Raw genomic sequence first — 15,175 nt, forward strand, 5'->3', positions numbered from 1 at the left:
ACTGGGTCGGAGTCAACCGATCGGACGACAGGGATGATGACGCGATGCGGCGGGTTTTGACAGCGTGCAGCGGGGTGGCGGCGGTACTGGCCGGGGGCGCGATGCTGGGGGCCGCCACGCCCGCGCCCGGCCCTGTGCCCCAGGTCGCCGGCGCGCTGACGGTGACGCTCGACCCGCTGCACCAGACGCTGCTGCATCTGTCGCCCCGCAGCGAACCGGATTTCGATTTCGTGCCGGGCGACCGGGCAGCGGCGCGGCGCGGCGATGGCTATGCCCAGATCGGCGACCTGCATCTGCGGCTGCGCAGCCCCGGCGGCGCGTGGCGCGACTTTTCCTCCTATCGCCACCGCGTGCCCGTCCGCGTGCTGCCCGCCGGGGGGAATGTGCTGGCGCGCGCCGACCTGACCGCGACGATGGGCGCCGGGCTGCCGCTGTCGATCGAGCGGGCGTGGCTGCGCGATCGGGGCGCGCCGGTGCTGCGCTTCACCCTCCACAATCGCGGCACTACCCCGGTGGAGATCGGGGCGCTGGGCATGCCGATGGTGTTCGACAACATCATCACCGACCGCACGCTGGAACAGGCGCATGCGCACGCCAGCTTCGTCGACCCCTATATCGGCAACGACGCCGGCTATCTGCAGGTCACGCGGCTGAGCGGCAAGGGGCCGGCGCTGCTGGTCCTGCCCGACGGGCGCACGCCGCTGGAGCAATATCGCATCCTGCGCGATGCGAAGGGCGCGGCGGCGGGCGATATCTTTACCGACGCGACGAAGCGGCAGCAGACGTTCGAGGGCTTTTACGACTGGATGGTCGCCAGTCGCGCCATGGCCGATGCGGGACAGCCGTGGAACCCGGCGACCGGCTTCACCCTCGCGCCCGGCGAGCGGCGCAGCATCGGCGTCCGCCTCGTCAGCGCGCCGTCGATCCGCGCGATCGAGGCCACGCTGCAGGCGGAGCGCCGGCCGCTCGCCATCGGCCTGCCGGGCTATGTCGTCCCGACCGACAGCCCCGCCGACCTGTTCGTGCGTGCAGACCAAGCCGTGCGCGGCGTCGCAGTCACCCCGGCCGATGCGCTGACGCTGACCCCGGTCGCCGGCCCCGCGGGATGGCGGCGCTGGCGGGTGACGGGCACCGGATGGGGCCGTGCGCGCGTCGCGATCACCTATGCCGATGGCAGCGTGCAGAGCGTGCATTATTACGTGACGAAGCCGCTGGCGCAGGTGTCGGCCGATCTCGGCCGCTTCGCGACGACGCGTCAGTGGTTCGACGACCCCGCCGACCCGTTCCGCCGCGCGCCGGCGATCCTGACCTATGATCGCGACACGAACCGCATCGTCACGCAGGACAAGCGCGTGTGGATCGCGGGGATGAGCGACGAGGGCGGCGGCGGGTCGTGGGTCGCCGCGATCATGAAGCAGCTCGACCATCCCGAGCGCCAAGAGGTCGTGAAGCTGGAGCACATGGTCGACGCAACCGTGCTGGGCAAGTTGCAGACGGCAAGCGGCGGCGTGAAGAAGAGCCTGTTCTATTACGATCCCAAGGCGTTCGCCGGCTATTACGACCGGGGCACCGACTGGTCGACCTGGGCATCGTGGAACCGCAAGCAGGCCGACGACCTTGGCCGCTCGTACAATTACCCCCATGTCGCGGTCGGGCATTGGGTGCTCTATCGACTGGCGCGGCACCATGCCGGGCTGGTCACGCGCCACGACTGGCGCTTCTACCTTACCCAAGCCGCGCGCACGACCGTCGCGATGATGCGCGACGCCCCGCATTATGCGCAGTTCGGGCAGATGGAGGGGGAGGTGTTCCTCGAAATCCTGACCGACCTGCAGCGTGAGGGGATGACCGCGCAGGCGGCGGAGATCGAGGCGCTGATGCGCGCGCGCGCCGACCATTGGCGCACCCTCGCCTATCCATTCGGCAGCGAGATGGCGTGGGATTCGACCGGGCAGCCGGAGGTGTATGCGTGGATGCAACATTTCGGCCACGCCCGTGAGGCGGCGGTCACGCGCGAGGTGATCCTGGGCTATGACCCGACCGTGCCGCACTGGGGCTATAACGGCAATGCCCGGCGCTATTGGGATTTCCTGTACGGTGGAAAGGTGCCGCGGATCGAACGGCAGCTGCACCATTACGGGTCGGCGCTGAACGCCGTGCCGCTGTTCGATGCGTTCCGCCGCGATCCCGCCGACCTGCACCTGCTGCGCGTCGCCTATGGCGGGTTCATGGGCGGGATCACCAATATCGACCGCGACGGCTTCGCCTCCGCCGCGTTCCATTCCGAACCCGACATGATGCGCTGGGACGCGTATAGCGGCGATTACGGCATGGGCTATTTCGGCCATGCCTATGCCGCCGCGACCTATCTGGTGCGCGATGCGACCTTTGGCTGGCTGGGGTTCGGCGGCACCGTCGGTGAAGCGGGCGCGGGCGTGGAGATCGTGCCGCACGACGGCGCGCGCACCCGGTTGTTCGTCGCCCCCGCCGGGCAGTGGATCACGCTGGCCGCCGGCACGATCGCCCGCGCCCGCTGGCTGCCCGCCGCGCGCCGCATCGAACTGACCCTCGACCCCGCCACCGCCACGACCCCCGCCGCGCACCTGCTGGTCGAGGCACCGGCGGGCGGCGCGCCCTATACGATCGATCGCGGCACGGCCGAACGCGGCTTCACGACGATCGCGCTGTCGGGCGCACCGACGACGGTGGCGCTGCGCGCGCGATAGCGCCGCCGATCCCTGCCCCCCCTGAAAACAAAGGATTTTTCGGGCAAAGTTCACAAAGTTCACACTCGCCACGCTTTCGCATGACGTTGCGAGTGCTGCGCAATAGCGGCCCGGCTGTCAAAGAACGGCAGGGATTGTGGCAGGTCGGGTCGCTGTAGGACAGGCCCTTCGCGCCCCTACCGCGTGCCGCCCAGCGTCCGCAGGAAGAAGTCGTATTCGCGCCGCTGGCCGTACGCCACCGGCCCGGTGGAACGCCCGGCGGCGTGTTCGCCGTTCGGGATCACCAGCAGCTCGAAATCCTTGTCCGCGCGGATCAGCGCGTCGACGACCTGCATCGTCGAGGCGGGGTCGACGTTCGAATCCTGTTCACCGACCACCAGCAGCAATTTGCCCTGCAATTTGTCGGCATGGACCACGCCCGATGCCGCCAGATAGCCGGGGTTCACCGGCCAGCCCAGCCATTGTTCGTTCCAGTCGATCTTGTCCATGCGGTTGTCGAAGCACCCGGCGAACGCCACCCCCGCCTTGTAGAAGTCCGGGTGGAACAACAGCGCGTTCAGCGTGCTCTGCCCGCCCGCCGACCCGCCATAGATGCCGACCCGCGACAAGTCGATCGCGCGCTCCTTCGCCGCCAGCGCGCGGATCCACGCGATGCGATCGGGAAAGCCGCTATCGGCCAGATTGTGCCACGCGACGTCGTGAAATGCCTTTGACCGGTTGGCGGTGCCCATGCCGTCGATCATCACGACGATGAAGCCCAGATCGGCGATCTGCTGCATCCCCATCGCCTTGTCCCCGCCCGAAAAGGCACCGAACGGCCAATAGCCCTTGGGCACGAAACTGTCGTGCGGGCCGGCATAGATATTCTCGATCACCGCATAGCGCCTGGCGGGATCATAGTCGCGCGGGCGCACGACCAGCCCGTGGATATCGGTCGTGCCGTCGCGCCCCTTCGCCACGAAGCGTTCGGGCGGGCGATAGCCCGCCGCCGTGAGCGCGCGGACGTCGCCGCGCTCCAATGTCGCGATCACCGCGCCGCTGTCCGCATCGCGCAGGTCGGCGACCTCGGGCACGTCGGTGCGCGAATGTACGTCGACGAAGCGCGTGCCGTCGGGCGAGAACCGCGCCTCGTGCGTCTGGTCGCCATCGGTCAGGCGGGTCAGGTTGCGCCCGTCGAAATCTACCCGGAACCAGTGTTTGTGATACGGGTCCTCGCCCGGCACCGTGCCGCTGGCCGAAAACCAGATGCGGCGGCGGTCGTCGTCCACCCGCGCGATATCGCGCACCACCCACTGCCCGCGCGTGATCTGCCGCCTGACCCGCCCGGTCGTCGCGTCGATCAGGTAGAGGTGCCGCCAGCCATCGCGCTCCGACGCCCAGATCAGTTCGCGCCCTTCTCCCCCCACGTCATGTGCGAAGCGGCGTTCGTTGTGGATAAAGGTCGCCGCATCCTCGGTCACCGCCGCCCGTGCCGCGCCGGTCGCGGCGGTGACGGCGATCACCTTCGCATGTTGGAACCCGCGCTGCATGTAATCGAACGCGAAGCTGCCGCCGTCCCTGCGCCATTCGATCGGGCCGAGCTGCCACGGATTGGGGAACAGCGCGTCGTCCACCTCGATCCGCCGGCCAGTGGCTGCGTCGAACACGACCGGGCGTTCGTGGTCGATCGCGTCGCCGGGCTTGGGGTAGAGCTGCTGCGCCAGCACCGGCTGCACCTGTCCGGCGGGCGACGACACGACGCGCGTCACGATCCGGCGATAGCCCGGCCGGACGCGGTACAGCGCGATCCATTTGCCGTCGGGCGACCACGCGATGGTTTCGGGATCGTAGAAATCGCCGGGGCTGCCATCCTGGCTGCGCCACGCCTGCGCACCGCTGCCGGCGGCGCGCACCACCAGATTGTCGTCGATCACCAGCGCCTCGCGCATGCCATCGGGTGCGCGGTGCGGCACGTTCAGCGCAGGCACGGTCAGGTCGCGCACCACGTCGAACCCGCGCGGGCGGCGCTGCGGCTCGGTGACCGGGGCACAGCGTACCGTGCCCAGAGTGCAGCGCCACGGCGCATAGTCGATCGCAAAGCGGATCGCGGCGCGCCCGTCCTCGAACGCAAAGCCGTCGAACGGCAGCCGCAGCGGATCGACCGTGCGCCCCAGCGCCGTGCCCAGCCCCCGCGCCACCGCCGCCGCATCGAACGCCGCCGCCTTCGCCTGCGTCGCGGCGTCGACATCGACGAAGGCGAAGCCGCCCGCCACCGTCTTGCGATAATGGAAATGTCGCCCGTCGGCGTCCCATTCCGCCGGAAAGGCGATGTCGCGGGTCAGCCATTGCCATTGGTCGCGCAGCGCAATCGACCGGGCGATGCGCGGGTCGCCCTGCGCCGCGACCGGCGGGGCCAGCGCGAGCAGCGTCGCCCCGGCCAGCAGCGCGCACAGTGTCCGCTTCATCGCACCGCCCCCAGCGTGATCGTCCAGTCGACCGGGGTCAGCGGCACGCGGTAGCGCAGGTGCGGCCGCCCGTCCGTGCTCCACCCGGTATCACCGCCCACCCCGCCCTGCGCCACATCGACCAGCAGCGTGCCGTCGCCATGCGGGCGGATATCGCTGCTGTGCGCCGCAGCCGGCGGCTTTTCCATCAGGTCGGCATAGGGAAAGGGCAGCGCGTTGACCGCCAGCGGCCGGTCGCCGGCCACGCGCAGCCCGGTGCCGGTCGCGCCCGTAACCTCGATCCAGCGCACGTCCTGCTTGGTCCCCGATTCCTGCGGCCGGGCATAGCCGTGATACTGGTCGGCCAGCAGCCCGGCATAGCGCCCGATCAGCGCCGACGTCTTGCGATCGGCATAGCTTTCCCACGGGCCCCGCCCATACCAGCGGATGCGGTCGAGCGTGGCGGGCATCGCGAACTGTACGCCGATGCGCGGCGGATCGGGCAAGTCGTCGCGAAGCGACATGAACCGCAGCGCGGCGCGCGCCACCCCGGCCGCATCCATCGTCCAGCGCGTCGTGACCTTGACCGATCCGACGCCCATGTCGTGCGTCACCACGATCGCATCGCCGTCGATGGCGATCGCGTCGACGCGGCGCTGCTGGCTGAAGACCTGCCACATCTTGTGGCTCTTGGTCAGGCCGGTGCCGATGTCGTTGTCGGTCGGCGCGCGCCAGAAATCGGGGGCGCCGCCGGTCAGCAGCGTCGTGGCACCGCGGGCATAGCGCCGCACCAGCCCGGTCGCCTTGTCGACCTCCAGCACCGCATCGCCCGCGCGGAGCGCCAGCGTGTCACCGGCATCGACCGGGGTGGCGGCGGCGGTGAACGCCGGCTGTGCGCGCGGTGGCGACAGCGCGAACTGCTCCCACGCCACGACATGGCCGGCGGGGACCAGCGGGATCGCCCCCCTGCCCGCCCGCGCGCGCAGCACCAGCATCCGCTCCGCCGCCGGATCGCGCGGGGCCGGCAGCGCGATCGACAGCGGCGCGCGTGCGCCTGCCGCGACCGCCGGTGTCGTCAGTGTGCCGGTCGCGACCTCGCGCCCATCCTCCAGCAGCGCATAGTCGAGGGTGAAGCGCGACAGGTCGATATGGTCGTGGCGGTTGATGACGCGGTAGCCATCGCCGGCGCGTTCGAACGCGATCGGGGCATAGACCTTGGCCAGTTCGTGATATTCGGGGTCGGGGACACGGTCGGCACCGATCACGCCGTCGCCGACCGGGCTGTCGTCGCCATCCTTCACGAAATCGCGGCCCTGCGCCCAATAGTCGCGGCCTTGCGCGTCCTTGCGCAGGATCGTCTGGTCCACCCAGTCCCAGACGAACCCGCCCTGCAATTTGCGGTGGGCGTGGATGACGTCCCAATAGTCCTGGAAATTGCCCAGGCTGTTGCCCATCGCATGGGCATATTCGCACAGGATCAGCGGCTGCGTATATTCGGGCCGCTCGGCATAATCGACCAGCTTTTCGATATCGTCGTACATCGGCGCAAAGATATCGACATAGGGGTTGGTCGGGTGGCGCCACCCGCTCATGCTGTGCCCCAGAAAGCTGACGAGCCGGGTCGTGTCGCGCGCCTTTACCCAGCGTGCCGCCGCTTCGAAGCTGGAGCCGATGCCGGTTTCGTTGCCCAGCGACCAGAAGATGATGGAGGGATGGTTCTTGTCGCGTTCGACCATGCGCTCCACCCGGTCGAGATGCGCGGCCTTCCATTCGGGCTTGTAGCCGAGCAGCGTGCCTTCGACATCGCCGCTCTGCTGCGCCTGGCTCAGATAGCCGTGGCTCTCGATATTGGCCTCGTCCATCAGGTACAGCCCGACCCGGTCGGCAAGGTCGTAGATGCGCGGATCGTTGGGATAATGCGACAGGCGCAGCGCGTTGACGTTCGCCGCCTTCATCAGTTCGAGGTCGCGCAGCAGCGTCGCGTCGGACACGATGCGAAAGGTGCGCGGGTCGTGTTCGTGGCGGTTGACGCCGCGGATCGTGATCCGGCGGCCGTTCACCCGCACCTCGCCATCGACGACCGCGACGGTGCGGAAACCGATGCGCCGCTGCGTCGCCTCGACCACCCGTCCATGCGCATCGATCAGTTCGAGGAGGAGCGTGTAGAGGTCGGGCGTCTCCGCGCTCCACGGCCGTATCGCGGGCAGGGTGGCGTCGAAGCGCACCGCGCGCGCCGTATCGGGGGTGCCCTCGCGCACCAGCAGCGTGCGGTCGCCGTCCAGCAGCCGTGCGCGCACCCGCATTCCGGCCGCCGCCTTGCCGCCCAGCGCCACGGTCAGGTTCAGCGTCCCGTCGCGATAGCCGTTGGCCAGTCCCGCGCGCACATCGATGTCGCGGACATGGGTGGCGGGCGCGGCGTACAGCGTCACGCTGCGCTCGATCCCGTTGACCCGCCAGAAATCCTGATCCTCCAGATAGCTGCCATCGGCATAGCGATAGAGTTCGATCGCGACCGTATTGGCCCCGGTGCGCATCGCGGACGTGACGTCGAATTCGGCGGGCAGCTTGGAGTCTTCCGAATAGCCGATCCGCTGGCCATTGACCCACAGATAATAGGCCGCGCCCGCCGCACCGATCGTCAGCAGCAGCCGCCGCCCGGCAAAGTGCGCAGGCACCATCACCGTGCGCCGGTACGATCCGACCTCGTTCAGCCGGTGGTCGATGCGGGGCTGGTCCATCGGAAAGGGATAGCCGCTGCCGACGAACACCGGCGTCCCCTGCCCCTCCGCCTGCAAAATGCCCGGCACCGCGACGGTGCCCCAGCGGCTGACATCGTACTCGGGCCGCTCGAACCCCACCGGCCGTGCCTCCGGCGTGGGGGAATGGTGGAACCGCCACGGCCCGTCGAGCGAGAGGTGATAGCGCGAGGCGTGCGCGTCGCCACGCTGCGCCAGCGCCACCGTTTCATATCCGTCGAAGGTCGCGTGCATCGGTTCGGCACCGATGCGGATCACCTCGGGCCGTTCCCATTCCGCCGGGGGCGTAGGCGCAGCGGTCTGCGCGGTCGCGACCGCCATCGCCCAGGGGGACACCAGCAGGGCAAGCGCGACGCGACCGATCATGTGTACTTCTTTCCGTGCATGCGGCGGCCGGAGCATACGCCCCGGCCGCCCGTTCGTCAGAACTCCGCCGACAGCCCGACGAAGAAGGTCCGGCCCGCGACGTCATACACGCCCGGATAGGTGTTGCCGTTGCCGAACGATGCCAGCACGCCCTGCGCGATCGCCGGCGGATCGCGGTCGAGCAGGTTGTTGACGCCGATGCGCAGCGTCACGTCGTCCAGCACGCTGGCACTGGCCGCCAGGTCGAAATAATTGGCGACCGGCAGGCGCGCATTGACCTTGTAGGTCGATCCCTGAAGGAACGGATCGGTCGTGTTGAACGACAGGTCGGTCGCGCCGATGTAGCGCCAGTTGAGCGAGATCGACCCCTTGTCGTCGAGCGAGGTCCAGGTGAAGCGCGCCTGGTGCCGCCATTCGGGGCTGGGCTGGCCGCAGGTGCCGCCATACAGGCCCTTGCAGTCATATTTGCCGAGACCCGTCAGCGGTTCGGTGGTCAGGTTACGCAGCCACGTGCCCACCATGTTCGCACCGAACCGGCCGATCGCGGTATCGAACGCATAGCTGGCCGCAACGTCGAGGCCGCTGGTGCCGAGCGACCCGGTATTCTGCGTGGTCGAGGTGACATAGCCCGCCGTCGCCGCATCGCCGCCGAACAGCACGCCGTTGCGCGGATTGCGGTTGAACAGCGAACAGAAGAACGGATCGCCGGTCGCGATGCACTGGCTGATCGTCAGCGACACCGGGATGACGCCGATATAGTCCTTCACCTTGATGTTGAAATAATCGACCGACAGCATCAGCCGCTTGGCGAAGCGCGGGGTCAGCACGATGCCGGCGGTATAGGTATCGGCCTCTTCGGGGCGCAGCGCCTGGTTGCCGCCGAAGAACCCGGTGCACTGTTCGCTGGGGCATTCGATGATCTTGCCGTACTGCGCGGCGGTGACGCCGGTGCGCTGGCACTGCTGGAAGGTCGCGGCCGGATTGGTGCCCGAACACGGGTCCTGCGTCGTCACGTTGCCGGGGCTTTGCGCACCGAACAGTTCGGAGATGTTGGGCGCACGGATGGCGCGGTTATAGCCGCCGCGCAGCCGCAGGTCGGCCGACGGTGCCCATGCGATCTCACCCTTGTAGGTCGAAATCCCCTTGCCGGTGGTGCTGTACTTCGAGAAGCGATAGCCGCCGGTCAGCGACAATTCGTCGAAGAACGGGCGATCCTCGACGATCGGCACGCGGATTTCAGTGAACCCTTCGGTCACGTTGAACGCGCCGGAGATTTCCTTCGTCCCCTTGGCGATCGCCAGCGCGTCGGCGCGGAATTCCAGGCTCTCGCGGCGATGCTCGACGCCGAATACCGCACCGATGCCGTTTTCGGCCCAGGGCAGCTTCATGCCGAATTCGCCACCATCGAGGCTGATCGTGCCCGCCAGCACGGTCTCGCGATCCAGCCCCTCGGTGCTGGTCGGCGCATAGACGTAGTTCAGCGCCTCGGCGCTCGGCCCACGGAACTGGAACACGTTCAGCGGCACGCAGCTCGGGTCGCTGCCGTCGATCACCGAACGGCAGGTCGGCACACCGTTGACCAGATCGACCTTCAGCGCGCGGTTGGCGCGGGCCGGGTCGATGTCGTTCTGGTAGGTTTCGTTGAAGATCACGGTCGAGAACAGCGCGTTCGCGTCATAGCGCACGCCGGGCGCGATCTGCCCCTTCACCCCGCCGGTCACGCGGTAATCGGTATGGCGCAGGTCGTCGCGGCGCGGCTGTGCCGGTGCCGCCACCGGGCGATAGCCGATATAGACGTCCTGCGTGACGTTCGTCCCCGCCGCCGCCGCGCCGCACAGCAATGTCGCCTGCTGCGCGCTCATCAGCGGGTTGTTGCAGTTGATCGAATAGGGATAGCCCTGGAACAGCGCCGAGGGAGCGATCTGCGAATTGGTGCGATCGTCCATGAACATGAAGCTGCCATAGATTTCGGCCGCCGGGTTCACCTGATATTTCGCAAAGGCACCGGCGGTGAAGCGGGTGTCGTTACGCTGGAAATAGTTCAGCGGCGCGTAATTGTAGCGGAAGCTGGGGTTGTACTGGACCCAGGTCTTGTTGCCATCGGTAGTGTTGTTGTACCCGCCGGCCGCGATGCCGTCGCGCAGCGGCACGAACCGGCCGAACTGGTTGTTCGACGACCCGCCGCACGTCAGCGCGGTTGCCGCCGACGGATTGCCGCTGAACACCGGGTCGAGCGCGCAGGCCGACACGTCGCGGTTATACTGCAGGATCGGCCGCACGTCGCGATAGCCGAAATAGGCGGTCACATTGCCGCGATCCTCGGCGAAGTTCGCGCCCATCGCGATATTCGCGTCGAACCGCTGTCCGTCGACCGGGCTGCTGAGCGCCGGGGTGAACCCGGCGGCGCGCACGCGGTCGCGGTACCCGGCATTGTCGTTGTGGTGCGCCGAAAACCCGTATTGCACGTCGGTCTTCACGCCGTTCAGATTGTCGCGCAGCACGAAGTTGATGACGCCCGACACCGCGTCCGACCCGTAGACGGCCGATGCGCCGCCGCTCATCACGTCGACCCGCTGGATCATGAACGACGGGATGAAGTTCAGGTCGGTCGCCTGGATCGGCAACAGCCGCTGGCCGTTGACCAGCACGAGGTTGCGGTTGCTGCCAAGGTTGCGCAGATTGACCCTGGCCGTGCCGTCCGACCCGTTCGACACATTCTCGTTCGAATCGGCGGTGATCTGCGGCAGGCGGTTCAGGACGCTTTCGATGTTCGTCGCGCCCTGCAGCTTGATTTCGGCGGCGTCGACGGTCGTGATCGGGCTGTTGCTCTTGGCACCGGGCTGCGCGATGCGCGAACCGGTCACGGTGATGGTATCGTCACCGGGCGCCGATGCGTCCCCCGCGACCTGCCCCCCGGTCGTCGCCTGCGCCAGCGCGGGCAGCGCATTCCCCAAAACCAGCGCGGTCACCGCAGCGGATGCCAGCAATCTCGTCGTACGTCGCATCGTCACCCCCATGATTGTCGGGCAAGAATGCCATAACCCAACGCGATGCTCAAATATATTATACGATATCCATGCATAAAAAGTGCAACATGGGGTCGTGGTGTGTGGCTTCATTGCGCTAAGTTGCGGCAAAAGAGGCGGAATCGGTCGTCGGGGCTGTTGGCGGAAAATACATACCCGTTCGCCCTGAGGTGCCACTGAGCTTGTCGAAGGGGCGTATCGAAGGACCGCCAAGGGTGCTTCGATACGGGTCTTCGACAAGCTCAGCCCCTACTCAGCACGAACGAAGGGGTGGGACGCCAACGTCACAGGGCGGCGGCGTTACGCCGCGTCGCCGCCGTCGTTGGCGAATTCGCGGCGCAGGTCGAGCACGGTCTGTTCGATATGCGCGTACATCCGCGCGCTGACTGCCGCCGCATCGCGCGCTAGCCAGCATTCGAGCAGCCGGGCATGTTCGTCGTTCGCGCGCTGGTCGCGGCCCAGCGGTTCGAGGTGGCGGCGGACATAGCGTTCGCCCAGCACATGCAACCGCTCCAGCATCGTCGTCGTGATCGTCTGGCGCGACGGCCGCAGCAGCGCCAGGTGAAACGCGCGGTTGAACGCGCCCACGCCGTCGCCATGCGCGTTGGTCACCTCGTCCAGCTGCGCCAGCGTGGCGATCGCCAGCGTCCGCTCACCCTCGGTCGCGCGCATCGCCGCGACGCCGGCGACCTCCGGCTCCAGCTTCAGGCGCAGGGCATAGACCTCCTCCGCCTCATCGATGGTCAGGTCACGGACGAAATAGCCGCGATTGGCGCGCGATCGCACCAGCCCTTCCTGTTCCAGCCTCGTCAGCGCCTCGCGCAGCGGGATCTTGCTGACGCCCAGTTCGGCGGCCAGCGCATCCTGCCGGATCGCGCGGTCGGCATCCAGCTGTCCGGCAAGGATGCGGTCGCGCAGCAGGTCGACCAGCTGTTCGGAAAGGTTGCGGACGACGATAGCGGTCATGCGGAAAGTCCCGGTGCACGGTGGTATACCGTGTCCGAACACCTACTCCCCCTGTCCGCCAGCGCAACCATCGCTTGGACTTCCTTTGGAAATTGGCGGAAGTGCCCGAGCATGATGACTTCAGGCGTACCCGTTCGTCCTGAGTAGCCACTGAGCGAAGTCGAAGGGGCGTATCGAAGGACCGCCACAAGTGCTTCGATACGGGTCTTCGACAAGCTCAGCCCCTACTCAGCACAAACGGGTGGGGCGCATGTCGTCCCACTCTACCGAAATCGATCGAGGGTGAAGGGCGACAGGTCGAACGGCGGCGGGGCGTCGTGCAGCAGCGCGGCGAGCGCCTCGCCGCTGGTCGCCGCCAGCGTCAGACCCAGATGCTGGTGCCCGAACGCATAGGCGACCGCGCCGCGCCGCCCGATCGCGGGCAGGTAATCGGGCAGCGTCGGCCGCGCGCCCATCCACGGTTCGACCGGCGGTGCGAGCGACAGGCCAAGGGCAGCGACATGAGCGCGGATGCGCGCCGATTTGCGCGGATCAGGAGCCATGTCGGCGCGGGCGAATTCGACGATGCTCGCCGCGCGCAGCCGGTCGGCGAAGCGGGTGACGATCATCGAGCGGTCCTCGAACACCACCGGCGGCAGGTCGGCGGGCCAGTCGCCGGGATCGCCCTCGACATGATAGCCGCGCTCGGCGATCAGCGGCGCGGTGAGGCCTACGGCCTTGACCAGCGCGGCCGATGCCGCCCCGGCGGCGACCACCGCCACCGCCGCCTCGATCGGTGCGCCCTGCTCCAGCACGACGCGCGCGCCGCCGTCCGCCTCCACGATCGCGCTGGCGCGGGTGCGGATCATCGTGCCGCCGCTCGCCACGAACTGCCCGAGCAGCGCGGTGCCCAGCGCGGCGGTATCGACGATCTGTCCGCTGCCTTCGAAGCGGATCGCGCCGGCGATCGGCACCGTGGTCAGCGCCTGAAGCCGGGCCAGCTCGTCGGGCGTTGCCGGGCGACAGGTCGCGGTGCCGGTATCGGCCGCAGCCCACGCCGCTTGGCCCCGCGCGGCGCTCTCGGGCGTTTCCCACACCACGAAATGCCCCGCGACGCGCAACAGGTCGCCCCGCCCGGCCGCCGCCAGCACCCGCTGCCACGCCGGAATCGCGGTCGCCAGCATCGCGGACAGCGCCACTTTCCCGCGCGCGAACCGTGCCGGGGCGGCGGCGCGGAGCAGCCGCAGCGTGAAGGGCAGCCATGTCCGGATCGCCCGTGGCGGCAGCGCCAGCGCACCGCCGCGCGAGAACAGCCGCCGGGGCACACTCGTCACCGTCGCCAGCGACGCGAGCGGTTCGACCTGTTCGACCGCGATATGCCCGGCATTGCCCCATGACGCGCCGCGCCATGGCGCATCGGGCGCGACGATCGTCACCTGTGTGCCGCGTCGTTGCAGCGCCAGCGCGACGTTCAGTGCGACCACGCCGTCGCCGATGACGATCGCCGTCGCCGTCACGCGCGCGCCCGCACCATGCTGCGCGTCCGGCCATAGAGCAGGTAGAAGGCGATCCCCGCGACATTCCACAGCGCGAACCGCTCCAGCGTGTGTACCGGCAGGCTGACCAGCAGATAGAGGCAGCCCAGGATCGCCAGCGTGCCGACGACGAACGGCGCGGGACAGCGGAACACGCGTTGCAGGTCGGGCGCGCGGCGGCGCAGGATCATCATGCACGCCGCGACCGCGATGAACGCCAGCAGCGTGCCGGCATTGGCCAGCTCGGCAATCTCGTCGAGGCGGAAGAAGCCGGCGACGGCGGCGACGAACACCCCGGTCACCATCGTCACCAGCGCGGGCGATCCGGTACGCGCCGACACCCGGCTGAGCGAACGCGGCAACAGCCCGTCGCGCGACATGACGAAGAAGATGCGGCTCTGCCCGTACATCATCACCAGGATGACCGAGGGGAGCGCGATCAGCGCCGCCAGCCCGATCGCCCACGCGGCAAAGGGATGCTGGAGCGTGCGCAGTACATAGGCCAGCGGCTCGGCCGAGCGGCCCAGATCGATATAGCTGACCGCGCCGATCGCCGCGACCGCGACACCCATGTAGATCGCGGTGCACGCCGCCATCGACCCGATGATGCCGATGGTCAGGTCGCGCCCCGGATTGCGCGCCTCCTCCGCCGAGGTCGCGACCGCATCGAACCCGTAAAAGGCGAAGAACACGATCGCGGCGGCGGCCATCACCCCGCGCGTCGCCCCGCCCTGCACCTGGCTGCCAAAGCCGTAGGGCATGAACGGTTCGAAATTGCCGCCGTTGAACGCGGGCAATGCGACGACGACGAACACCGCCAGCGCCACCATCTTGATCGCGACCAGCACGATGTTGAGCGTCGCACTCTCCCGCGTGCCCGCCACCAGCATCCCCGCGATGCCGAGCGCGACGAGCACGGCGGGCAGGTTCACGATGCCCCCGCCATGCGGCCCCGACAACAGCATCGCGGGCAGGTGGACGCCCGCACTCTGCAACCATCCGACCAGATAGGCCGACCACCCGACCGCGACCGTCGAACAGGCGAGCGAATATTCGAGGATCAGGCTCCACCCGACGATCCACGCGACACTCTCGCCGATCACCGAATAGCTGTAGGTGTAGGCACTGCCCGCCGTGGGGATCAGCGTGGCCATTTCGGCATAGGCGAGCGCGGCGCAGGCGCACACCGCCCCGGCGATCGCGAACGACAGGATGACGGCCGGCCCGGCGCGATCCGCACCAACACCGGTCAGCGTATAGATGCCGGTGCCGACGATCGCACCGATGCCGAGCGCAATCAGGTGCGGCCAGCTCAGCGTCTTGCGCAGTTTGCGATCCGGTTCGGCCTCGTTCGCGTCGAGGGGCTTGAGCGGTCCCAGTAATCCTCGTGCCATGCGC

Annotated in this window: 7 protein-coding genes and 1 pseudogene; 1 reads left to right on the plus strand and 7 read right to left on the minus strand. The window is 68.3% G+C overall.

Annotated elements, in window-relative coordinates; all coding sequences use genetic code 11:
* The first annotated feature begins 44 nt into the window (after positions 1-44).
* Positions 45-2,726 (plus strand): DUF5695 domain-containing protein, encoded by a 2,682-nt coding sequence (locus tag ASE67_RS16585; protein ID WP_055763870.1) that lies wholly within the window; start codon positions 45-47, stop codon positions 2,724-2,726.
* Between the two features lie 176 nt (positions 2,727-2,902).
* Here the strand turns inward: ASE67_RS16585 and ASE67_RS16590 are convergent, their stop codons facing one another.
* The 7 genes and pseudogenes from ASE67_RS16590 to ASE67_RS16615 all read right to left on the minus strand — a co-directional run bounded on the left by ASE67_RS16590 (position 2,903) and on the right by ASE67_RS16615 (position 15,171).
* Positions 2,903-5,170: a S9 family peptidase gene (locus tag ASE67_RS16590; RefSeq protein WP_055763872.1), complete on the minus strand. Its 2,268-nt coding sequence runs from the start codon at positions 5,168-5,170 to the stop codon at positions 2,903-2,905.
* Complete coding sequence (locus ASE67_RS16595) at positions 5,167-7,578, minus strand: glycoside hydrolase family 2 TIM barrel-domain containing protein (protein WP_443025612.1); 2,412 nt, start codon at positions 7,576-7,578, stop codon at positions 5,167-5,169. The genes ASE67_RS16590 and ASE67_RS16595 overlap by 4 nt, the downstream gene beginning before the upstream one ends.
* Positions 7,570-8,307, minus strand: a pseudogene (locus ASE67_RS18870) (sugar-binding domain-containing protein); the annotation flags it as partial. The pseudogene ASE67_RS18870 and the gene ASE67_RS16595, both read right to left, overlap by 9 nt.
* A 20-nt stretch (positions 8,308-8,327) precedes the next feature.
* Positions 8,328-11,276, minus strand: a complete 2,949-nt coding sequence (locus tag ASE67_RS16600; RefSeq protein WP_156348672.1) for a TonB-dependent receptor domain-containing protein — start codon at positions 11,274-11,276, stop codon at positions 8,328-8,330.
* 321 nt (positions 11,277-11,597) lie between these two features.
* A complete protein-coding gene (locus ASE67_RS16605) occupies positions 11,598-12,263 on the minus strand; it encodes a GntR family transcriptional regulator (RefSeq protein ID WP_055763879.1) in 666 nt (221 codons plus the stop codon).
* A gap of 263 nt (positions 12,264-12,526) precedes the next feature.
* A complete protein-coding gene (locus ASE67_RS16610; RefSeq protein ID WP_055763881.1) occupies positions 12,527-13,759 on the minus strand; it encodes an NAD(P)/FAD-dependent oxidoreductase in 1,233 nt (410 codons plus the stop codon).
* Complete coding sequence (locus ASE67_RS16615) at positions 13,756-15,171, minus strand: amino acid permease (protein WP_055763883.1); 1,416 nt, start codon at positions 15,169-15,171, stop codon at positions 13,756-13,758. The genes ASE67_RS16610 and ASE67_RS16615 overlap by 4 nt, the downstream gene beginning before the upstream one ends.
* Positions 15,172-15,175 lie beyond the last annotated feature (4 nt).

This window comes from Sphingomonas sp. Leaf23 (assembly GCF_001421585.1).
Taxonomy (GTDB): Bacteria; Pseudomonadota; Alphaproteobacteria; order Sphingomonadales; family Sphingomonadaceae; genus Sphingomonas.

What these genes read in the sequence shown, in the direction of transcription:
- ASE67_RS16585 (WP_055763870.1), top strand. Translation starts at nt 45, where the DNA reads ATGCGGCGGGTTTTGACAGCGTGCAGCGGGGTGGCGGCGGTACTGGCC.
- ASE67_RS16590 (WP_055763872.1), bottom strand. Translation starts at nt 5,170, where the DNA reads ATGAAGCGGACACTGTGCGCGCTGCTGGCCGGGGCGACGCTGCTCGCG.
- ASE67_RS16600 (WP_156348672.1), bottom strand. Translation starts at nt 11,276, where the DNA reads ATGCGACGTACGACGAGATTGCTGGCATCCGCTGCGGTGACCGCGCTG.
- ASE67_RS16605 (WP_055763879.1), bottom strand. Translation starts at nt 12,263, where the DNA reads ATGACCGCTATCGTCGTCCGCAACCTTTCCGAACAGCTGGTCGACCTG.
- ASE67_RS16615 (WP_055763883.1), bottom strand. Translation starts at nt 15,171, where the DNA reads ATGGCACGAGGATTACTGGGACCGCTCAAGCCCCTCGACGCGAACGAG.